Source organism: Vreelandella sedimenti, from assembly GCF_013416325.1.
GTDB classification, from domain to species: domain Bacteria; phylum Pseudomonadota; class Gammaproteobacteria; order Pseudomonadales; family Halomonadaceae; genus Vreelandella; species Vreelandella sedimenti.
Genome location: NZ_JACCGK010000005.1, coordinates 161,568 through 181,143 on the forward strand (window position 1 = coordinate 161,568; position 19,576 = coordinate 181,143).

Below are 19,576 nucleotides of genomic sequence, written 5' to 3' on the forward strand. Positions count from 1 at the left end.
TTTTTCGCCTCTTTTATTCGGTAACGCAACCTAGCCAGAAAAGTAGCGGTGCTTGCTGATGTGGCAACAGGCGTTGCGATATCGTCGCGGCTTAGCGCCCAAAAAGGGTTAATTCTTAGGAAAGGCTCAATGCGCTGAGAACCCCTATGACGACAATGCTGCCTATGGCTTCTGCTCACAACTACCGCTGGTTCATTCTACTGATAGCCACCCTGGCTCAAGCAGCGGCATGCTTTTTCGTTCAAGGCATCGGGGCCATCAGCGTTTATATACAGGCAGATATGGCGCTCTCTGCATTTCAGATTGGGGCGCTGGTCTCTGCTGCTCAACTGGTGCCTTTAGTCGGGCTGTTAGTTGCCGGCGAGTTGCTGGACAGGTTCAGTGAACGCTTAGTGGTAGGGGTGGGAACCCTCGTAGTGGGCATCGCGCTAAGCGCTGCCGTGCTGGCTGAGAGTTACTGGGCAATGCTGCTGTTTTTGGTCATCGTAGGGGCGGGCTACAGTACCGCCCAGCCTGGCGGTAGCAAATCGGTAGCTGCTTGGTTCGATAAATCCCAGCGCGGTTTTGCCATGGGGATTCGTCAGGCAGGTTTGCCGCTCGGTGGGGCGCTGGCGGCGATCGTACTGCCAACCGTCGCTATCACCTGGGGGTGGCGCGCCTCTTTTCTGGTGGGTGGGCTGATTGCAATCTTCGGGGCGTTGGTCTTTATACTTTTTTACCGTACCCCTGGTGGCGTGGTGCCGGTAGCAAGAGCCTCTGAAGGTAGCGTAAAACAAGTCGTCTTATCGCGATTGGCAATGATTCGTGAACCGGCCATGAAACAGATCATGGCGTCCGGTATTAGTTTGATCTCGGTTCAGTACGGCATTTTGATTTTTACCGTGCTCTATCTGCATAGCCGCTTGCAAATGGAGGTACTGCAGGCGGCGGCGCTGCTATTCGTAGCCCAAGGGGCCGGGGTTGCCGGACGTATTTTGCTGGCGGCCTGGAGCGACCGCTGTCGCTCACGCTATTTTCCGGTAATGGGGTGCATGGTGGCGGTGATAGTAGGGCTGCTGGTATTGGTTTGGCTACCGCTTCACTCAACGCTCATGCTGAGCGGTTTGATGGCCTGGCTAGGCTTTTTTGGTTTTGGTTGGTACGGCCCTTGGGTAGCTTATGTGGCTGAGTCTGCACCTGCTGATAAAACCGGCTTTGTGCTGGGATTGGCTATGGCGATTAACCAACTGGCGATTGTATCGATACCACCACTCCTTGGGTGGCTGTTAGATATAAGTGGCAGTTTTATGCTCGGCTGGAGTCTGCTGATCGCCATGACGTTATTGGGGCTATTAATGACCATCCAGCGGCAAGGAGAAATTAATGAAAGCGATCGTGTTTGACGTATTTGGCACTCTTGTTGATTGGCGCTCCAGTTTGATTAATCAATTCAATGAGCTAGAGAAAGAGCTGGGGATTGAACTGCCTAGTGAAGAGCTGGCTGATCAATGGCGTCAGCTTTATGCCGCCTTCCATGGACAGGGTACGCAGAGGGGAAATCCCCTGGACGGTATTAGATGATCTGCATCGAGAAAGCTTAGCCAAACTACTCAATCAACATGAGATTGCGCTAGACGAAACGACCATTGATCGCATTAATCACTTTTGGCACCAATTAGAGCCCTGGCCAGATGTTCAGAGTGGCCTGCAGCGCTTAAAAGAGCACACCATTATCGGCACGCTGACCAACGGCAATTTATCGCTAATGGTGGACGTTGCCCGTCACGCCAAGCTGCCGTGGGATATGATTTTTTGCGCCGAGTTATTCCAACACTACAAACCTGACGCTGAAGTCTATATAGGGGCTTGCCGCCTGCTTCGCCTGCCGCCAGAAGAGGTGATGCTGTGCGCGGCGCACAATTATGACCTGGGTGCTGCCCGTGCACTGGGAATGAAAACGGCGTTTATACCCCGTCGTACAGAGTATGGCCCTCATCAGAGCAAAGATTTAGAAGCAGAAGAAGCATGGGATTTTGTGGCTGAAGATCTCGTCGCGTTGAGCGAGCGGCTAATAAGAGATAGAAGGCGAACTTAGTGCTGTGTCTCGGCCCGCAAGTTTTCTACTTCTTTGACGCTCAGCTCTTCGATGTCGGCGATCATCTGGTCATCCATTTCGGTGCGAGCGATCAGCTTACGGGCTGCATTACGCTTGCTTTCCAAAGCGCGCTGCTCAGCTTCTTGTTGCGCTTCTTGACGTCCTTCTTGACGTCCTTCTTGACGTCCTTTCTCAATACCCAGTCGCTCAATCGTGTTGACGTAAGGCATGTGCTTCTCCTCCTGTATGGCGTAGACCGCCTGTGCAAAGTCAGGATCTAAACTTCTAGGCAATTGGATCATCCAATCGATGATATTGAACAGTCGTAAAACCTGATCGCGGCTGTAACCTCGCTCGTAGAGCAGCCGGATCAGGGCCACTTTGGTATCCTTTCGCGATGCGTTCTCCTTCACGCGCTTGGCCTGTATCTGGGCCATTAACACTAAAGCAAAGACATTGTCGCTGGCTTCCAGTTCTGCCCAGTGCGCTTCCCAATCAATTAGTTTAGCCGTGGGGAAGGTAAAGGATAGCGCACATCCCCAGCGTTGATAGTGAAAGGTCGTGGGCCGGAAACTCTCGCGGGTATCTGCGAGTACGGCAAGGCTGACCACATCAATATTATAGCGGTCACGCAACCGGTACTGGTAGGTAAACATACGCTCGGCAAAGCTATCTTCTGGTTCGCCTTGTACCTCCACATGGATCAATACCCAGGTTTCAATGCTATCCAGGGCAGCCACCTTGATCAACTTGTCGGCATAGCGCCTACCGCTTTCAGCATCAGCAGTGATCTGCTGGAGTTCTTTGTCGAGAAAGCTGTAGCCCTGTGACCAATCCACCTGCTTATGAATAGCCGGGAACAGCAGCCCTAGAAACTCCTGAAAATACGCTTCCAGCGCCATCTTCCATGGGCTGTCGTGATCACCGCGGCGACTATCCTCCAGATCGCTCATGCATTCCCCCCGTATCAATGCGATACGCTACCGCTTCGCAAAAAAAGATATCTAAGAATAAATAGCGGGTCTTCGGGAAGCAACTATTGGGTCATGAGCAAGAGAGGAGATAACCATGTTAGGGCTGGGTGCTGCCCATTTTGTAAATAAGGCCTGAATAAGACCCGGAATTCTTCTACCCACCTCACGACGCAGTAAGCTGAGGCTCATCCACCACCACCGCGTCACGCAACATCTCAGCGAAGCTTGCCAGGGCGGGTGTCCAGGACTCTGGTTCGCAAAATAGGTAGCGATCATGGCGATGGACGTGGACAACTCCAGGGTGGGAATCCCGCCCCGGTGTTGGTGGGCTGCGACTGTCCTATACCAATGGATATGATTAGACTGTTTAGTCGTGGCACTTTCAAGGAATAGGCCATCATAAGTTCAGCGAGATACTGGTGCTTGTTGGCCGTGATGCAAATTATCGCCACGCCCAGTTTTTCACCTCTGCCGCTCTGCCTTCTGAGCAGCCTGAACCGACGGTCGTTCACCCACACGTGATACATAATTTGTCAGCGTCGGCCAATGCCCCAGGTCAATGTCGAAAAACCGACACCAACCTAACACTGTGAATAGATAGGCATCCGCGACAGAAAAGTTTTTGCCCATCAGGTAAGCGTTGTACTCAAGAACACTGTCGAGATAGTCAAAGCGCTTGAAGGACTTATCGTGAAACACACGCTTGGCCTCTTCGGCCAGGCTGGTGTTAAACAGTGGCGCTAATCCAGCGTGAATCTCGCTATTAATGAAAGCCAGCCACTCTTGAAGACGAACTCTCCCCCAGCTTCCTAGTGGTGGAGCAAGGTTCGCTTCCGGCGATAGATCAGCTAGGTACTGGAGTATGGCAGGCCCCTCGGTCAGGATCTGCCCATCCTTTAGCTCCAAAGCCGCTACATAGCCCTTGGGATTGATGGTGAGGAAGTCTCGGCCATCCTCTGTTGTTTTTGTTTGGTTGTCGACACGCACTAACGTGAAAGGCAGCGCCAATTCACGCAGGACAATATGAGGCGATAACGAACAGGTATCGGGGGCGTAATACAGCTTCATGGGATTCCTTTATAGTGATAAAAAAGAGATTAGCTACCGCTAACAATTCAAAAGTGTGCAGATCCTTTTAATCACCGTAAAATTAATATCTCACGAGTTAGCCATTAGCTGAGCTACTGACATGATGAATCTCTCCCATTGGCGCTTGATTGTCGCCATCGCGGACACTGGCACTATCACACGAGGTGCCGAGCGTGTTGGCATGACTCAATCCGGCGCCAGCCAGGCGCTCGCACAAATGGAGGAAACGCTGGGGGCACCGCTATTTGCCCGTTCGCGACGAGACGTCAGCATGACGGCCTTTGGAGATGCGGTTGTCGAGCACGCGCGTGGTATGTTGGCGAGCCTCAACGCGATTGGTGGTTTGGCCGATGAGCAGAAAGGTATAGGGAGTGGCCGTCTTCGATTAGCTAGTTTCCCGTCTGTAATCTCGACTCGTCTCCCTGCACTGCTCGGCTCCTTTCGACAGCGCCATCCCGGTATCGACATCGTCGCTCTGGAAGGTACCGATGAAGAAGTCGAGACATGGTTAGCTAGTGGCGCCATCGACCTTGGCGTGGTGCTGAATCCTACGCCGGAACGCCAAGCCTTGATACTCGGCTGCGATGCTTGGGTAGCCGTGGTGCCAACGGCTCACCCCATGGCGCGCCGTGCATCCGCACGAGGTGTCGACTTTGCAGAACTCGCTACCCAGCCGTTCATTCTCGCAACGGGGGGCTGCGCGGTGAATGCCCAGCATTTGGCTCAAGAGAGGGGAGTAGCGTTGAGCAATATCCGTGTGACGGTACGTGACTGGGTCAGTGCCTGTGTACTGGTTCGTGAAGGAATGGGAGTCGCCATCGTGCCGGAATCAACACTACCCGAAGATAAGCGTGGTTTACGCGTGTTATCGCTGACACAGCCGATTTATCGAAGGTTTGGGCTCGTCCCTGCAACGGCCACACCGGTCTTGAAACTTGTCGAGACTTTCTGGCAACACGTAGCAAATCACAAAACGCCACCATAGGATACCCACTTCACGACACAGTAAGCTGAGGCTCATCCACCACCACCGCATCACGCAACGTCTCAGCGAAGCTTGCCAGGGCGGGTGTCCAGGACTCTGGTTCGGGGGCGACAAAATAGGTATCGACATTGGCGATGGACGTGGGCAGTTCCAGCGTATGAATCCCGAACCGGTGCTGGTGGGCTTCAACCGTCCCACGGGGTAGCACCGTGTAACCCATCCCGGCAGCAACGCAGCCAAGCATCGCGTCCAGGGAGCCGAACTCAAAAATCCGGCCTGCATTGACGCTGTAGGAAGCCAGCAACAGCTCAATACGCTGGCGGTAGCTGCACCCCTGGCGAAACGCCAAGAAAGCAGACGTCAGCAGTTCTTGTGAAGAGGGCATTCTCGTCATAGGTGTTGAGCCGACTAAGACAAGCTGCTCGCTAAATGCTTTGAGCAAGTGGTAGCGGCCATGTTCAAGCCGACCGGCCACGAAGACACAGTCCACCTGCCCGTTAAGCAACAACTCGACCAGCTCAGCCGTGGGCCCGGTCTTTATCTGGATATCAACGTCAGGCTGCGCTGCGTGGTACGCCGCCAGTATCGGCGGAAGGCGCAACGCCGTCGTGGTCTCCATGGCGCCTATACGCAGCCGCCCACACGCCTTCTCCTGGCCTTTGAACAGCGATACCGCTTCGTCGTGGGCTGTCAGCATGCGCTCGGCGTACTCCACCAGCGCCGATCCGGCACTCGTAGGGCGAACGCGTCCTGCACGGTGAATCAGCTGTACGCCTAACTCTTCCTCAAGTTTCTTGATGTGGGCCGTCACATTGGATTGCACCGTGTGCAGTTGCTTAGCCGCCGTCACGAAGCTGCCGGTTTCGGCTACGGCCATGAATAGTCGCAGTGATTTCAATTGCACGCGCCGTCTCCCTGTCAGGTTATCTTTAAACAAGATAGTAGCTATCAAAACTAATCGTTTCTAGAAATAGTTCCTTACGCGTAGTCTGACTGTGCACTAACGCGCTGCCCACCTTGCCCGAAAGGCGGCACGAAAAGGACACCACATGATGAATCGATCACTCACTACTCACGATCTGCCTGCCCTGATGACAGGTATAATGGCGACCCTGGCGGGAATTGGCATTGCGCGCTTCGCCTATACGCCGCTATTGCCTGCGATTATTCAAGAGGGTTGGTTTACCGCGAGCCAAGGCGCCTACCTGGGGGCCGCCAACCTGCTGGGGTATTTTATCGGCGCACTCGCCGCCCACTCCCTGAGTGAGCGCTTTTCTCCTCGCTTGGTGATGGCCGCAAGCTTCGCGGGTATCGCGCTAAGCTTTGTGCTCTGCGCCGGGGCGGGCGGTTTCCTCTGGTTCTTCTTCTGGCGGTTGGTCTCGGGGGCTGCTGGGGCCATCTTGATGGTCGTTGGCCCTTCGCTGGCGCTGGCTGCCACGCCCCCTGAAAGGCGAGCCAGTGTGGGTGCCATGGTGTTTACCGGCATTGGCTTAGGCGCACTGCTTTCGGCCTTCATCGTACCGTTACTCTTAGGGTTAAGCCTCTCCGTCACCTGGGGCACGCTGGGGCTGCTGTGTATTGCCGCTGGCCTTTTGTGCGACTATTTTTTGCGACAGGGAGTAGCACACTTAGCCTCACCGACCACGGCTAGCCCAAGGGTGAATAGCCCCACAGGGGGTGCGGGTGTAAAGATAATTGTGATGTTGGTGGTTGGCGCTTACGCCCTGGATGCGATTGGCTTTATGCCCCATACCGTGTTCTGGGTGGACTATCTCGCCAGAGAAAACGCCCTGGGCAATCAAGCGGCCTCTCTGCAGTGGGGTATCTTCGGGTTGGGAGCATTGTGTGGGCCGTTCATGGTAGGCGCACTGGCGCAGCGAGTGGGCTGGCAGGGTGGCTTGATGATCGCCTTTGCGACGAAGGCCGCCGCCGTTTTGCTGCCGGTGTTCTCGCTCGCACTGCTCAGCCAGTCGGTTTCCTCGTTCATGGTGGGGGCGATGATCCCCGGCATTGTCGCACTCACCTCTGGACGCCTTGCTGAGTTGGTAGGGCCAACCGCCCACAAGAAGCTCTGGGGGCAAGCCACCGCCGCCTTTGCTGCCGCCCAGGCAGTGGCGGGCTATGCCATGTCCGCGCTTTATGGCGCTTGGGGCAGCTACACACCACTGTTTGCCATCAGCGGCCTCATCCTCGTCGCTGGCTTTTTGCTGGTGCTGCTTAGCCGTGGCGTACAGCAGCGTCACTCGCATCTTTCTGCCCAGCAACCTACACAGCAATCTTCAAACCAAGGGAGGCAATAATGGAACTCTACCTAAACGCAACCTCGCCCTATGCGCGCCTAGTGCGCATCGTATTACTGGAAAAAGGCCTGATGGACGCCGTGACGCTAAAGTGGTGCGACCCCTGGGCAGATGATGTAGATCTGTTAAAAGCCAACCCCGCCGGGCGTATTCCCGTGCTGGTAACGGAGGAGGGCACCACGCTTAGCGAATCAATGCTGATTGCCGTTTACCTGGATAGCGTTAGCCCCAACCCGCCCATGCTGCTAGCAGCCAACCTGGGGAGCGTGTTGCACCTGGCGGGGCTAGGCCAAAACCTGATGGATGCCGCGTTCACGACCGTGATTGCCAGAAAGCATTATGGCAACGAGATAGATGACAGTGAGTTGGTGCAGCGGCGTTCGCGGGCTATTCAGAGGCTGCTGAAACAACTGAACAGTGAGTTTGGCGAAGAACCGCAGGCCTCAACCATCAACCTGGGTGACATCGCTATTGCGGTCGCGCTGGATTATCTAGCTTTCAGGCTGCCTGAGATGAATTGGCAAGAAGAGTATCCACAGCTTCTGGCATGGCATTCTGGTGTGACTGCACGTGCGAGTTTTGAGCAGACCGCATTCGCTTAGCAGAGACTACGCCAACACCCTTGCTGCCTTCATCGCCTCGCTGCTGCGGGGCGTTGTCGTGATGTTTTTCAGCTCACCCAGATATTCAAAACGGCACAGCTCAAAGTGCGTGTTTGCTTCGCAGTAGCCTAGGGAAATAGTAGGGCGGTAATCGGATATGAGCATGTCCCAAGTCATCCTCGTAGCCTAAAGGTTAATGAACCAAAAATGGGTTTCAACGAACTTAGCTGCTAGGCTGAAATAACTAGAGCGAAAAATCGCCGCAGGGACAATCTAAATGCAAAATGCCCGATGCATTGAGCTTTACTTCGTTAGCCAGCGCGTGCAGAAGCATGTTGATGGCAAGCTGCTTGCCGACTCCACTCAAGCCCTAGAGCTCCAAGAGCAAGTCTACCCGCCACGCCACTACTTCTCCCGCGAAGATGTGCGGTGGATCTACTCACCGTTTCGGAAATACCATCTATTGTCTCTTTAAAGGGCATACAGCTTGTTTTCCGCTGGGTGAGATTCAGGATATTGCTTGCAATTATGAACAGTTAATTGAAGTTATGGAGGGTATGACGGGAAGGGTTGCTTTGTATTAGTGAACTAGCGAATGACGCCTTTCGACCCAAAGCAGTCAGTCCTTGGCTAAAAGGCCAAACGATGGCAGAAAGTGGATAAGACTCTCGAGAGAAACCTTATGCAGTGGATTAATCAGGCAGAACTCCGGGATTGGGCAGACCGAATTGGTTCACGCGAACAGTTCCCCGTCATGATTCGCGATCTCATCCTCGCGTCGGCGCGCGATGTCGGTGATATCCACCATGTGCGGTTTCCAGGGGGCGAGGCCGGCCAGATCCGTGGATACGACGGCGACCTGACAATGGCGGTGGGAACGCCATACATCCCCGTCGGCCGATCGGTTTGGGAATTCGGGACGAATAGCAAACCAGTCAAGAAGTTTAAAAGCGACTATGAAAGTCGAGTGCAAGACACCGACGAGAGCACCCGCAAAGACCTGACCTTCGTGTTTGTGACACCCCGAAACTGGGACAACGCCAATCGCAAGCTCCCTGACTTCGTTAAAGAATACAAGGACAAGGGCGATTTTGCCGACGTCCGCTACATTGATGGCGCGATGCTCGATGCGTGGCTGCAGGAGCATGGCGCGGTCGGCGCGAAACACGCGCGCCAAATCCTAGGCACGGTACCAAACCATGGTGCGCGTAGCACCGAGGAATTCTGGAACGAATTCTCCAACCGTTATAGGCAGCAGCTGACAGAGGAGGTCGCACTCGCCGGTCGCAGCGCCCAAGCCAAGGAAATCGTCGATCACCTGATGAGTGATCGAGGACCTCTCGTGTTCGTAGGTGACGGCCCGGACGAAGTGAGCGCCGTCGCCGTAGCCGCGATCCGTCAGGCAGACAAAGCCAGCCGAGAGTTCCTTGAGGCTCGAACGCTGATCGTCGATACAGATGAGGCTGGGCGTTCGCTCTCGACAGCCGGACGCTATGGATACATCCTCTCGCCAACGGTAAAGGAGGTCGGAGGATCCCTTGCGAACTTCGGCCCAACCGTCTCAACCCTCGACTACAGGCCGACAGGCAACGGTTACTCGCGCCTGGAACGGCCCTCGATCCGAGAGATGGGCGAAGCCCTCAAGTCGATGAGCTACGGCGAGGAAGAAGCCGAGACTCTCGCGCGTAAATCCGGTCGAAGCCTCACCATCCTTCAACGTCATGCCCCCCGATCCGGCTCCCGCCCTCCTCCCTGGGCGGAGGAAGGAGAACGGTTGGTGCCAGCCCTGTTAGCAAGCTCCTGGAGTACGCAACAGACAGGCGACCTCGAGATCATCGCCGAACTCAGCGGTTCAAGCTACGAGGACTATGATTTAGCGCTACGCCGATATCTTACTAAGCAAGACACGCCAGTCGACTTGAGAGGCGGGTTCTGGAAATTACAGGCGCCGGTAGACGCCTTCGTGAACCTGTCGCACCTCATCACCCGCCGCCACCTCGAATCTTTGGCCGAAGCAGCGTTCAAAGTGTTCACAACCGAGGTACCCCCGAACTTCGCCGATGAGCGCTTCGGACGATCAACGGCGCCATATAGTTCTCTTCTTCGCGAAGGAATCGCAACGACCCTGCTCATCATCGCTGCGGTGCACGAGGAAGTTGGCCTTGAGGTTGGTCTGGATCCAGAAAAGTTCGTACACGATCTCGTCGCCAACCTTCCAGGCCTGCGCGACGACGCGCGAGTAATCCTGGGTCTGGAAGGTCAACTGACGTATCTAATGGAGGCGGCCCCGCGCCCTTTGCTCGCAGCCCTCGAGCACCTGCTCGAGGGCGATGAGGTGGCTGCAGTCCTGTTCCAAGAGAACAGCAGCTACGGCGTGCCACATTCAAGAATCCCGAACTTGCTGTGGGCGCTTGAGCTCTTGGCATGGGATCCCGCCTACTTCAGGCGCACTGCGCTTCTGCTTGCCAAACTGGCATCAATGGATCCGGGCGGCAAGTCCGGAAACCGACCAATCTCGAGCCTGCGCGATCTATTCACGGCCTGGTTGCCTGGCACGAACGCGCCGATGGTAGAACGCATCGCTGTCGTCGATGAGATCATCGCCGAGCACACGCAGGTCGGATGGCAGCTCGTAACCATGCTGTTACCTACACTCCATGACACGAAAAACCCAACGCAGCGCCCCCGCTATCGGGATGCTGGTGCTTCTGACAAGGAGGCCCTTACATACGGGATCATCGCGGAAACCTACAACGCGATGGCCGACCGAGCGCTTTCACTCGTCGGAGACAATAACGCCCACTGGATCGTAGTCGCCGAGGCTTTCCCACGTTTCTCGCCGGAACGGCGCGACCAGTTCCTATCGATGCTTGTCCCACACGCTAAGAGCACCACCGGCGAGGAGCGTGTCGAGCTCCGCCGCACCCTTAGACGGCTTGAGGACCGTCACGCACGCTTCAGGCAGGCGGATTGGGTCTTGCCGGAAGAGGATCTGAAGCGCCTGCAGGAAATCGTCGCGTCCATGGAAACCCTGGAACCGTTCGACCAGGCCCGTACGCTCTTCGACGAGTGGGATCCCTACCCAGTCGAAGACATTACGGCTTCCGAGCGAGCGATCGAGCAGCGTCGCGCCGACGCAGTAGCCAATCTCGCCGTGACGTCCGGAGCTGAAGCTATCATACGGCTCGCGGCGACTGTGCGCTTCTCGCGGGGTGTAGCCTTCTCGGCTGTCACGGGTATCAAGGACGAGTCCATCCTCGAACATATTTTGGTAGACGGCGACCCGCAGGCACCCGCACCCGATCTTTCGACGGCTGTGGCCGGGATGCTTAGACACCGCCGCGGCGAGGGATATGATGCGGAGATCCTTTCTCTGGCTGAGCGGTCGGGCTGGAACGCCGTGCGCACCGCTTCGATGCTGCTGGACTGGCCCGAGGAGCGACGCACCTGGAAACTGATCACTACGCTGGGCCAGGAAGCCGAGAAGTACTTCTGGCAAAACCGGCGCTCCTACAGGTTCGAGGGTTCGGCGGAAGAGCTGGAGGAACTGGTGCATCGGTTCGTCAAAGCTGGCCGCGCCGGTAGCGCACTCTCGCTCGTCCATCCGCGCGAGCACGAACTCTCGTGGCAAGCCATTACAGCGATACTCGGCGGACGGATCTCCGAGATCAACGCGGGCGAAAAGAACAGCGATATCGACAGCTATCTTCTGAGCAAGCTCTTCAAGTCCATCCGTAGCCGCGAAGATGTTAATCAGCTTGAACTCGCGCACTGGGAATATGCCTTCTTCCCAGTCCTCGAATATCAGGACGGAGATCTCGCGCTCTACGACCGAATGGTCAGCGATCCGGAGTTCTTCGTATCGATCATGAAGGACGTGTTCGTCGCCGACCACGTAGACCCTGGAGAGAACGAGACGACGCCGGATCAGCGCAACCGCGCCTCCATCTCTCACAGAATCCTAATGCATAACAAGCGCGTCCCAGGGCAGGAGAACGGTAAGATCGATCAGGCTGAACTTGACGCTTGGATTGACGGGATGAATGAGGAGGCACTCAAGCAGAAACGCACGAAAATCGTTCCGAACTACATTGGCCGCACGCTCGCTCATGCCGCCGAGGTGGAGGGTATATGGCCGCCGCCCGAGGTCGCTAGCGCCATCGAGCGCCTTCGGTCGAACGACGTTGAGCACGCGATCATGATCGAGCGCTTCAACATGCGAGGCGTCTTCACGAAGTCTACCTTCGAAGGCGGCGACCAGGAGCGGGATTTGGCCACGCAGTACCGACGCTGGTCTGCGGCGAACGTGAAGTTTCCGCGTACCAAGGCGATGCTGGCCGCCATCGCCGAAAGCTGGGATCAGGATGCTAAGCGTGCCGACGAGTACGCTGAGCGCAATAAGGTTCGGTCCGAATAGCTGTCGTTGCGCTTAAGATGAGTAGCACGCCTTAGGCCGTTGATGGCCGGTAGAAGAGATTTAGCTTATGCTGATGTATGCGCTTCGACAGAACACGACTCTTAGCAGACACTTTTAAAACGCCGCAAGCTTACTTTTAAAATAAAAATGCAAAGGTGACTAATGTTTGAGTTGATAAAAGCAAGAATGTATATTGCTAAAGTTCAAGCGGAACTAAAGGCCCAATATGCCGATCAGGCGTTTGTTAACAGGGTTTGTCAGCTTCCTGAGAATCTTAAACAGTTGAGAGTGCTTCGTGAGCAAGCGTATTATAAGAAAGATCGTATCGCGCCTTTTATGAATGTTTGCCATATTTTGGGTGAAGGCATAAGTTCTAAGTCGTTGCCAGAGAGTGATCGTGAAATCTGCGCATCTTTATTAGCGCAACGTCTTCAGAAGGCTTCTACCGACCCTCAGTTCAGGCTTCGGCATATTATGATTTTTAGTGATCTTGAAGAAAAGCTAAGCGATTGGGCGGCGGAGAATTGGAATGATAATAAATAAAATCGTTTGGAAATAATAATGAAAATGTTGCTTCATCTAACGATCCAAAGCATACGTACAGGAAAATGCAGCAGTGGCGAGAATTTTTATATGCAACCTAACTATGATAACTGTTATATACTTAGAGCGCATTTCATAGGCTGCATTTGTCTGATAAACATGCTGGCACGTTTATCCAATCATAAGATGGTCAGTCTAATACCTGTTAGCTGTACACGGAAATTTGACCATGAATCATAAACAAGTAGCCGTAGGCGGCGATTTTAATAGAATTTTTGATCACAAGGATTACTTAGCAATGATAAGTATCCCTGACGAAGCGACCTGTATTCTCAGGGGGCATTTAATACTAGAAGAAGTCTTAAACCTATGGTCAAGTAAATTGACTAGTACTGAAGACCTTTATACCGGAACTTTCGTTTCTTTCAAAACAAAGTTGGTTGTATCAAAAAATCTCGGCATGAGCGAAGAGTTATTTACCGTACTTAATAAGGTAAATAATATTCGAAATAAATTCTCGCACCGTAAGAACTACCAGCTAGAAAAGTCTCAAATCGAATCTCTAAAAAGTAGAGTTGATGGTATAGTTGAATCTGCAAAGGTGCAGAAGTGTGAAACTTTTCATGTATTTGTAGGTGGAAAAGACGAAAATGGAAATCTCAAAGAAATAACTTACACATGGAACGATTCCGACAATAGAGTAAAGTTTGTTCTTGTCTTTGTTATTCTAATGCTCAAAATAACGCACTGGATTCAAAGCGAGTTTAATAGCCGTGGCATTAACTACACTATCGTATCCACAGAAAAAAGCTAATAAAGTGAAGCAGTTCGCGGCTGTCACCGCCGGACTCGCTATCGCTCGCCGCTGTTTACAGCGTTATGTCTAAAATCAGGGAGCCAGCTAAAACGTGATCAATGAACCTGAAGTGCGAGAGCTCCTTCGCCTAAATGGCGAGCGGCTTTATCACAGAGAGGGGCAGGAGCTAGAGTTCAAAGAGCAATTTAATCTCGCCGCGCTTGCTGACTATTTTCGCGACTTTGCAGCATTTTCAAACAACCGAGGAGGTCATTTAATTTTTGGAGTCAAAGACGCGCCTCGAGTTTTGATTGGGATGTCCGAGAAGTCTGCGGATCAGTTCGAAAAGATAGACCCTGAAAAAATAACTGGGTTTCTCTTAGATATTTTTTCTTCGGAGATTCACTGGGATCAAGCAGCGATCGAGATCGACGATAAGAAGTTTGGCGTTTTCCGTGTCTGGCCATCAAACAGCAAACCAGTAATTGCGCGAAAGGATGAGGGCAAAGACCAAACCATAAAAAACGGAGAAATCTATTACCGTTATGGTGGGCGAACGCAGAAAATTCAGAGCGCTGAGCTTGAAAGTATAATCAATCATCGGATTGAGCAAAATAATCAGCATTGGCTCGATTTGATGTCTAAGATCGGTCGAGCTGGTCCTCAAAACGCGGCTATTTTGGACACAGAAAAGGGCTTGATTGAAAAGGATGAGACCCGTGTTTTAGTTTTGGATGAAGGCCTCGCATCCAAGCTAAAATTTATAAAACAAGGTGAGTTTGTTGAAAAAGACGGTGCAACAGCACTTCAACTTGTGGGGGATGTTGTACCGATTGATCAAGTTGAAGTCATCAAGCACGTAAAAGAAAACCTGACTAAAAATTACCCGCTGGCGGCAATAGATTTAGCTGACGAGGTCAAGGGCCTCGTACCGGGTGTTGGCCGCAATGAAGTATGGAAATGCATCACCGAAAATGATCTGAAGAATAACTCCGACTATTCAGCCTACAATTTTAGAAATAAAAAGCATGAAGATGAATACCGAGAGACCGGTGTGGTACCGTCTGTAACACCGAGCATTTACAATCATGCTGCGGTTGAGTTCTTGGTTAAAGTGATGAAAACTAACCGCGAGTAAAAGTAAAACATAGTGAAGTGCTGCAGTTGATCGCTACTGCGTGGCGACAACGGAGCTTAGGCGTTAGACCGCACAAGAGACAGCATTGCATGGGCCAAACTCAAACCACCTTCCTTACGGAATTTTTAGCGAACTTCGACGCAGATCTTCTGGTTCGCCCCAGTTGGACTGGGGGGGGGCAAGGCAAATCCAACACTGCGAGGCTTGAGACACACAGCGCTGGGAGACGCGGAAACATCTACCACAGTTCCGAGAGATTTGAGCTAGGTGACTTAACTGCAAACATCAAAGGGCACAAAGTCGTCATAGAGTTTGAGAGCAAGCAAATACCAATCCAGAACCTGCTCAAATATTGGCCGTACTTGCGCGGCGAGCTTTCAACCAAGCCTACTGCTCCCGTTATCATTTGCCATTTCTCCGATTGGTGGAGCTATGGCATCAACCGCGATCTTTGGGAGTGGACGCTCAGCCAGATGCAACAGGATCGCACTTGTATTGTTCCAATCCAAGGCAAACAATTCGATCATGGCGGTTCGAATACCCAGGTTCGACAGCAATCAATACGTCAGGCCGCACAATGGGTAAAGCAAATATGTGCGGTACAACAGCCGACGCCGCTTCGCGGCTAGGCTTAATTCAGGTTTTTTATAGAGCTATATCGCTGATACCTAAAGGACCGCTTCTGGCCGAGGCTGTGTGAAAACCCAAAATCAGTTGGCGATTACAGTGCTCAGCCGTTTTGCCCTCACTAACAGACCAGCAAGACAGACCAGAACGCCTTCCTTCGTTATGCCAACATTTGAAGTGAGTCGAGATAAAGCCTAAAAGCGCTTACTAAAGAGCGTTATTGGCTACCACAAGCTTGGCAGAGCTAGGTCCGGACTAAGGACTTATGCCCGCAATGCCTGGATCAAACCCTTGGGGCCGAGGATATTCATGACGCGTTTCATGTTGTAGGCAAGCACATGAAGACTCATTTCCGTGCTGACGTTCTTAAGCCCTTTGGTTAAAAAGTGAGTCGCTCCCATCCACGCTTTTAACGTGCCAAAGGGATGCTCAACCGTTTGACGACGGGTGCGCATTATATCCGGCCTCTGATCCAGACGTGATGTTACCGCCTCCAGTACCTCTTCGTGTTCCCAGCGTCTGATGCGCCGATAGATACCCGTGGTGCACTGCGACTTCATTAAGCAACTCGGACAGGCCGAACTCCAATAACAATGGAGCGTCTGGCCTTTTTCGACGTTCTTGAAGCGCCAAATCAGGCGCTCCCTTGCAGGACAGCGATATTCGTTACGCTCCTTCACGTATTGGAACGCTTCCCTGGGAAACATGCCTTTGGCCTCGTTCGGCGAGGTTTTGGGCTTAGGGAGATACGTCGTAATACCGGCCTCATGACACGCAAGAATTTCATTACCTGTAAAATAACCGCGATCAGCGACGACGTGGAGATCACTGACGCCGGTCACTGCCGACATTAGTGACTTCATGGGCGACAATCAGATGATGCTGGCTATCGACAGCCGTCTGAACGTTGTAGCCCACGACTCCCGTTCCTCGCGTCGTCATGGAGCGAGCATCTGGGTCCGTCAACGAGATTTGCTGATCAGGGGCCTCGATCCTTTGAATTTCAATGGATTGCAGTTGCTGAACTTCTTCTGTGAGGGAGGCGATCTTTTCCTTCAATCCTGTCGTCTGCGCTTCTGTGACAACGGTGGAGCCTTGGTCCATTGCGTCGAGTTGGCGTAAATAGCGCTCAATACTCTTATCGATTTCTTCTGCGCGGCGTTTCATTTTGGCCAAGGTAAAGTTGCGGTCTCGATTGTTGACTGCCTTAAATTTGCTGCCATCGATTGCCATGACCGACTGTGAAAAAAGCCCTAGACGCCGACATATAACGACAAAGTCTCGACAGGTGGCTTGGATCGCTTTGCCATTGTGCTTGCGGAAATCGGCAATCGTTTTGAAGTCCGGCGCGAGGCGCTCCGTTAGCCACATGAGTTCAACATTACGCTGTGCCTCACGTTCCAAACGGCGGCTGGATTGCACGCGGTTGAGGTAACCGTAAAGATAGATTTTTAACAGTACAGCGGGGTGATACGCTGGGCGTCCAGTGGCATGAGGATCAATGCCTTTGAAGCCCAGCTGTCTGAGGTCGAGGGCGTCAATGAAAGCTTCAATAGACCGAACCGGGTTGTCTTCAGTAACGAAATCATCCAGAAGCTCAGGAAACAACGTAGCCTGGGACCGGGATTCACCTGCGACGAAACGTTTCATCGGTACCTCCCACGATCAGTCATGGGTAGAGTATAGCGACAGCTACGTTTTCACACAGCCTCGGCCGAAAACCGACATCACCAACGGTAATGTCGACTTTGATTACAAACTTCCCATCCCACTCACCCTCATAACCTCCCTAGCCACCGCATCATTCAATATCCCGCGCTTGGCTTCGATCACCGTGAGCCAGTCGCGGGCGCGGGTGGTGCCGGTGTAGACCAGCTCGCGGGTAAGAATCGGGTTGGGCGTTTGCGGTAGCAGCAGAGCGGTGTGCTGAAACTCCGAGCCTTGGGATTTGTGTACCGTCATCGCGAACACGGTTTCTACCGCGTGTAGGCGGGAAGGCAGTACCCAGTGAATTGGGTTTTCAGGGTCGCTTGTCGGAAAGGCAACTCTTAATAGCGATCTTCCTGGCGCTCCTGATGAAGAGCGGGGATCTGGCACCGCCATTGTGATGCCGATATCGCCGTTCATCAGTTTCAGGCCGTAGTCGTTTTGGGTGACCAGTACCGGGCGGCCTTCGAACCAGCCTTTTTCTAACGTGTGGTCGTTGCCGAACAGCAGCTTTTCGCGGCGCAATGTTTTGGCGATGCGCAGGTTTAAGCCTTCTACTCCCCAGGGGCCTTTGCGTAACGCGCACAGCAGCTGAAAGCGGCTGTAGGCGTTGAGTACTTGCTTCGCCCAGGCATCGTAAATCTTACCGTTCTCTTCAAATGCTAATGCCGTATCAGGTCGTTCACTTGCCAAGGTATTCAGGTAGTACTGGTAGCCGGTGGGCGGTGCAATTGGCTCGCCTTTGAAATTGGTGCGGCCTTCGCCTGCGTTGGGAAAACGTTCCGGGCTTCCGGTGATCACTAGGCGCTCCAGGGCGCTGTCTTCATTTTGTGCGTCTGGCTTCAACACTAGGTGGTGCAGGTCGGCGTAGCCGTTATTCAGCACGCCATGCACGGCTTGGAGTTTATCCCGTTCCCGCAATGCCTCACTTAGCGGCTGGTTAATCGCCTGGGCGAGCTGGCCGATGCCGCTTGTTTCAGTAAAGCGATGGCTTACCCGCAGCATGGTAATAGCTTGATCCAGCGGCTGGCCGTCCGGGTCGATTAATGCCTCTGGCAGCGGGTGGTCGGTGAGTTCGGCTAGCCACTGCGCCGTGGTGGGGGTGTAGTGGGCGTCGTCGGCGCGGCGGCATAGGTCGCCTAGCACGGCGCCTGCTTCCACGGATGCCAACTGGTCTTTATCCCCTAGCAGTACCAGCTTGGCGCTGGCGGGCAGGGCGCTGAGTAGCGCCGTCATCATTTCGATATCTACCATTGAGGCTTCATCTACCACCAGCACATCCAGCGCCGGTGGGTTGGCGGCGTTGTGGCGGAAGTGACGGGTGTCGGCGCGGGCGCCAAGTAGCCTGTGGATCGTGGTCACTTCCGTCGGAATGTCGATTGCGTTCGATGAGGAAGCGGCTGATTGCTCATCTAATAGAGATTCCAACCCGCTAAGGGGTAAGTCTTTCACCTGCCCGGCAATGGATTCATTTAGCCGTGCGGCGGCTTTGCCGGTGGGGGCGGCTAGGCGAATGCGCAGCGGGTGGGCGTTGGGCTGAGCAAGTTGCAGGGTTTGCAGCAGGGCCAGCAGGCGCACCACGGTGGTGGTTTTGCCGGTACCGGGGCCGCCGGTGATGATCGCGAAGGGGCTGCGGGCGGCGAGGGCGCAGGCATTCTTTTGCCAATCCAGAGTGTCGGTGGCCGGAAATAGCGTATTTAGTGCGCTTTTGAGTAGTGGGCTATCCGCTTCATTACCGGCGCCAAGCCGGTTGGCAATTTCCTGGTGTAGGGTTTGCTCGAACTGCCAGTAGCGGCGTAGGTAGAGTTTGCTGGTGTTGCCGCTGTGGCTTACCACCAGCGGCGTATTGCCGGGGCCGTCGCTGATCAGCGTGGGGTGATTGAGCGCGGCCTGCCATTCGGGCAGCGTTAGCGTGGCCAGCACATGGCTGGGTAGCGGCGGCGGGTCGTTTAGGTCGTCACCTTCTGGGGGCAGCGAAAGCGCAAAATCCGGGGCTTCCAGCGTCGCGGCTACATCCAGGCAGACATGGCCTCGGCCGAGCTGGTGGCTGGCCAGCGCTGCGCCCAGCAGTAGCAGCGGCGGGGCGTTCTGGGTTTCACGGTCGAGAAAGCGCACCAGGGCTAGATCCAGATCCCGTAGCCAGCCACGAGAAACCCAGCGTTCACACAGCAGGAATAGCGCGGCGGTGTCGCTCAGTGCCGGGTGCGGCTGGGTAGCACTGGCGGCTGATTCTGTCAGTGGTGCTGCCGATGCGGGTGAATCAGGTGCCGCGGGCGGCGCGTCATCGGCGAACAGGTCAAGGTTCATAGGCCCATTCTTGGAGG

17 protein-coding genes and 1 pseudogene are annotated in these 19,576 nt (G+C 54.0%); 12 read left to right on the plus strand and 6 right to left on the minus strand.

Features of this window, described 5'->3' with window-relative positions; genetic code table 11:
• Nucleotides 1–146: 146 nt before the first annotated feature.
• Genes HZU72_RS07170 through HZU72_RS07175 form a run of 3 tightly spaced genes read left to right on the plus strand, consistent with a single transcriptional unit; the run spans nt 147 to nt 2,074 of the window.
• Entirely contained in the window at nt 147–1,382 is a 1,236-nt protein-coding gene (locus HZU72_RS07170; RefSeq protein ID WP_022522630.1) for an MFS transporter, read from the plus strand.
• Nucleotides 1,363–1,560, plus strand: a complete 198-nt coding sequence (locus HZU72_RS23780) for a hypothetical protein (protein WP_235976020.1) — start codon at nt 1,363–1,365, stop codon at nt 1,558–1,560. Before HZU72_RS07170 ends, HZU72_RS23780 begins: the two co-directional genes overlap by 20 nt.
• A complete protein-coding gene (locus HZU72_RS07175) occupies nt 1,502–2,074 on the plus strand; it encodes a haloacid dehalogenase type II (RefSeq protein ID WP_235976021.1) in 573 nt (190 codons plus the stop codon). Before HZU72_RS23780 ends, HZU72_RS07175 begins: the two co-directional genes overlap by 59 nt.
• Here the strand turns inward: HZU72_RS07175 and HZU72_RS07180 are convergent.
• Both HZU72_RS07180 and gstA read right to left on the minus strand, forming a co-directional pair.
• Complete coding sequence (locus HZU72_RS07180) at nt 2,071–3,027, minus strand: RpnC/YadD family protein (RefSeq protein ID WP_235976022.1); 957 nt, start codon at nt 3,025–3,027, stop codon at nt 2,071–2,073. The genes HZU72_RS07175 and HZU72_RS07180 overlap by 4 nt on opposite strands.
• A 483-nt stretch (nt 3,028–3,510) precedes the next feature.
• Nucleotides 3,511–4,116: a glutathione transferase GstA gene (gene gstA, locus HZU72_RS07185; protein WP_180091163.1), complete on the minus strand. Its 606-nt coding sequence runs from the start codon at nt 4,114–4,116 to the stop codon at nt 3,511–3,513.
• A 121-nt stretch (nt 4,117–4,237) separates the two neighbouring features.
• Here gstA and HZU72_RS07190 point away from each other — a divergent pair, with 121 nt between their 5' ends.
• Complete coding sequence (locus HZU72_RS07190) at nt 4,238–5,122, plus strand: LysR family transcriptional regulator (protein WP_138801397.1); 885 nt, start codon at nt 4,238–4,240, stop codon at nt 5,120–5,122.
• Between the two features lie 10 nt (nt 5,123–5,132).
• On the opposite strand, the gene HZU72_RS07195 is transcribed toward HZU72_RS07190, so the two are convergent.
• On the minus strand, nt 5,133–6,026 hold the full coding sequence (locus tag HZU72_RS07195; protein WP_138801396.1) for a LysR family transcriptional regulator: 894 nt from the start codon (nt 6,024–6,026) through the stop codon (nt 5,133–5,135).
• Between the two features lie 145 nt (nt 6,027–6,171).
• On the opposite strand from HZU72_RS07195, the gene HZU72_RS07200 reads away from it, so the two are divergent.
• Together HZU72_RS07200 and HZU72_RS07205 are read left to right on the plus strand one after the other, a co-directional pair.
• The gene (locus HZU72_RS07200) at nt 6,172–7,422 is read left to right on the plus strand and encodes a YbfB/YjiJ family MFS transporter (protein WP_235976023.1); all 1,251 of its coding nucleotides are present in this window, start codon (nt 6,172–6,174) and stop codon (nt 7,420–7,422) included.
• Entirely contained in the window at nt 7,422–8,024 is a 603-nt protein-coding gene (locus HZU72_RS07205; protein WP_180091164.1) for a glutathione S-transferase N-terminal domain-containing protein, read from the plus strand. Before HZU72_RS07200 ends, HZU72_RS07205 begins: the two co-directional genes overlap by 1 nt.
• A 6-nt stretch (nt 8,025–8,030) precedes the next feature.
• Here the strand turns inward: HZU72_RS07205 and HZU72_RS07210 are convergent, their stop codons facing one another.
• Nucleotides 8,031–8,189, minus strand: a complete 159-nt coding sequence (locus HZU72_RS07210) for a hypothetical protein (RefSeq protein ID WP_180091165.1) — start codon at nt 8,187–8,189, stop codon at nt 8,031–8,033.
• Nucleotides 8,190–8,301: 112 nt separating this feature from the next.
• Here HZU72_RS07210 and HZU72_RS07215 point away from each other — a divergent pair, with 112 nt between their 5' ends.
• The 6 genes from HZU72_RS07215 to HZU72_RS07240 all read left to right on the plus strand — a co-directional run bounded on the left by HZU72_RS07215 (nt 8,302) and on the right by HZU72_RS07240 (nt 15,547).
• On the plus strand, nt 8,302–8,499 hold the full coding sequence (locus HZU72_RS07215) for a DUF427 domain-containing protein (RefSeq protein WP_180091166.1): 198 nt from the start codon (nt 8,302–8,304) through the stop codon (nt 8,497–8,499).
• Between the two features lie 207 nt (nt 8,500–8,706).
• Complete coding sequence (locus tag HZU72_RS07220; RefSeq protein ID WP_180091167.1) at nt 8,707–12,441, plus strand: hypothetical protein; 3,735 nt, start codon at nt 8,707–8,709, stop codon at nt 12,439–12,441.
• A gap of 162 nt (nt 12,442–12,603) precedes the next feature.
• Entirely contained in the window at nt 12,604–12,984 is a 381-nt protein-coding gene (locus HZU72_RS07225) for a hypothetical protein (protein ID WP_180091168.1), read from the plus strand.
• Nucleotides 12,985–13,213: 229 nt separating this feature from the next.
• Nucleotides 13,214–13,798: a hypothetical protein gene (locus HZU72_RS07230; protein ID WP_180091169.1), complete on the plus strand. Its 585-nt coding sequence runs from the start codon at nt 13,214–13,216 to the stop codon at nt 13,796–13,798.
• Between the two features lie 94 nt (nt 13,799–13,892).
• Nucleotides 13,893–14,918 carry an AlbA family DNA-binding domain-containing protein gene (locus tag HZU72_RS07235; protein ID WP_180091170.1) on the plus strand — a complete coding sequence of 342 codons (1,026 nt, stop codon included), beginning with the start codon at nt 13,893–13,895 and terminating at the stop codon, nt 14,916–14,918.
• A gap of 89 nt (nt 14,919–15,007) precedes the next feature.
• Nucleotides 15,008–15,547, plus strand: a complete 540-nt coding sequence (locus HZU72_RS07240; RefSeq protein ID WP_180091171.1) for a hypothetical protein — start codon at nt 15,008–15,010, stop codon at nt 15,545–15,547.
• Nucleotides 15,548–15,808: 261 nt separating this feature from the next.
• On the opposite strand, the pseudogene HZU72_RS07245 reads toward HZU72_RS07240, so the two are convergent.
• Both HZU72_RS07245 and recD read right to left on the minus strand, forming a co-directional pair.
• Nucleotides 15,809–17,195: pseudogene (locus tag HZU72_RS07245) on the minus strand (IS1182 family transposase).
• Nucleotides 17,196–17,297: 102 nt separating this feature from the next.
• Complete coding sequence (gene recD, locus HZU72_RS07250) at nt 17,298–19,559, minus strand: exodeoxyribonuclease V subunit alpha (RefSeq protein ID WP_180091256.1); 2,262 nt, start codon at nt 19,557–19,559, stop codon at nt 17,298–17,300.
• Nucleotides 19,560–19,576 lie beyond the last annotated feature (17 nt).

Bases quoted from the DNA above. Each gene is read 5' to 3' on its own strand.
- HZU72_RS07170 (WP_022522630.1), top strand. From the start codon at position 147: ATGACGACAATGCTGCCTATGGCTTCTGCTCACAACTACCGCTGGTTC.
- HZU72_RS23780 (WP_235976020.1), top strand. From the start codon at position 1,363: ATGAAAGCGATCGTGTTTGACGTATTTGGCACTCTTGTTGATTGGCGC.
- HZU72_RS07175 (WP_235976021.1), top strand. From the start codon at position 1,502: ATGCCGCCTTCCATGGACAGGGTACGCAGAGGGGAAATCCCCTGGACG.
- HZU72_RS07180 (WP_235976022.1), bottom strand. From the start codon at position 3,027: ATGAGCGATCTGGAGGATAGTCGCCGCGGTGATCACGACAGCCCATGG.
- gstA (WP_180091163.1), bottom strand. From the start codon at position 4,116: ATGAAGCTGTATTACGCCCCCGATACCTGTTCGTTATCGCCTCATATT.
- HZU72_RS07190 (WP_138801397.1), top strand. From the start codon at position 4,238: ATGATGAATCTCTCCCATTGGCGCTTGATTGTCGCCATCGCGGACACT.
- HZU72_RS07200 (WP_235976023.1), top strand. From the start codon at position 6,172: ATGATGAATCGATCACTCACTACTCACGATCTGCCTGCCCTGATGACA.
- HZU72_RS07205 (WP_180091164.1), top strand. From the start codon at position 7,422: ATGGAACTCTACCTAAACGCAACCTCGCCCTATGCGCGCCTAGTGCGC.
- HZU72_RS07210 (WP_180091165.1), bottom strand. From the start codon at position 8,189: ATGCTCATATCCGATTACCGCCCTACTATTTCCCTAGGCTACTGCGAA.
- HZU72_RS07215 (WP_180091166.1), top strand. From the start codon at position 8,302: ATGCAAAATGCCCGATGCATTGAGCTTTACTTCGTTAGCCAGCGCGTG.
- HZU72_RS07220 (WP_180091167.1), top strand. From the start codon at position 8,707: ATGCAGTGGATTAATCAGGCAGAACTCCGGGATTGGGCAGACCGAATT.
- HZU72_RS07225 (WP_180091168.1), top strand. From the start codon at position 12,604: ATGTTTGAGTTGATAAAAGCAAGAATGTATATTGCTAAAGTTCAAGCG.
- HZU72_RS07230 (WP_180091169.1), top strand. From the start codon at position 13,214: ATGAATCATAAACAAGTAGCCGTAGGCGGCGATTTTAATAGAATTTTT.
- HZU72_RS07240 (WP_180091171.1), top strand. From the start codon at position 15,008: ATGGGCCAAACTCAAACCACCTTCCTTACGGAATTTTTAGCGAACTTC.
- recD (WP_180091256.1), bottom strand. From the start codon at position 19,559: ATGAACCTTGACCTGTTCGCCGATGACGCGCCGCCCGCGGCACCTGAT.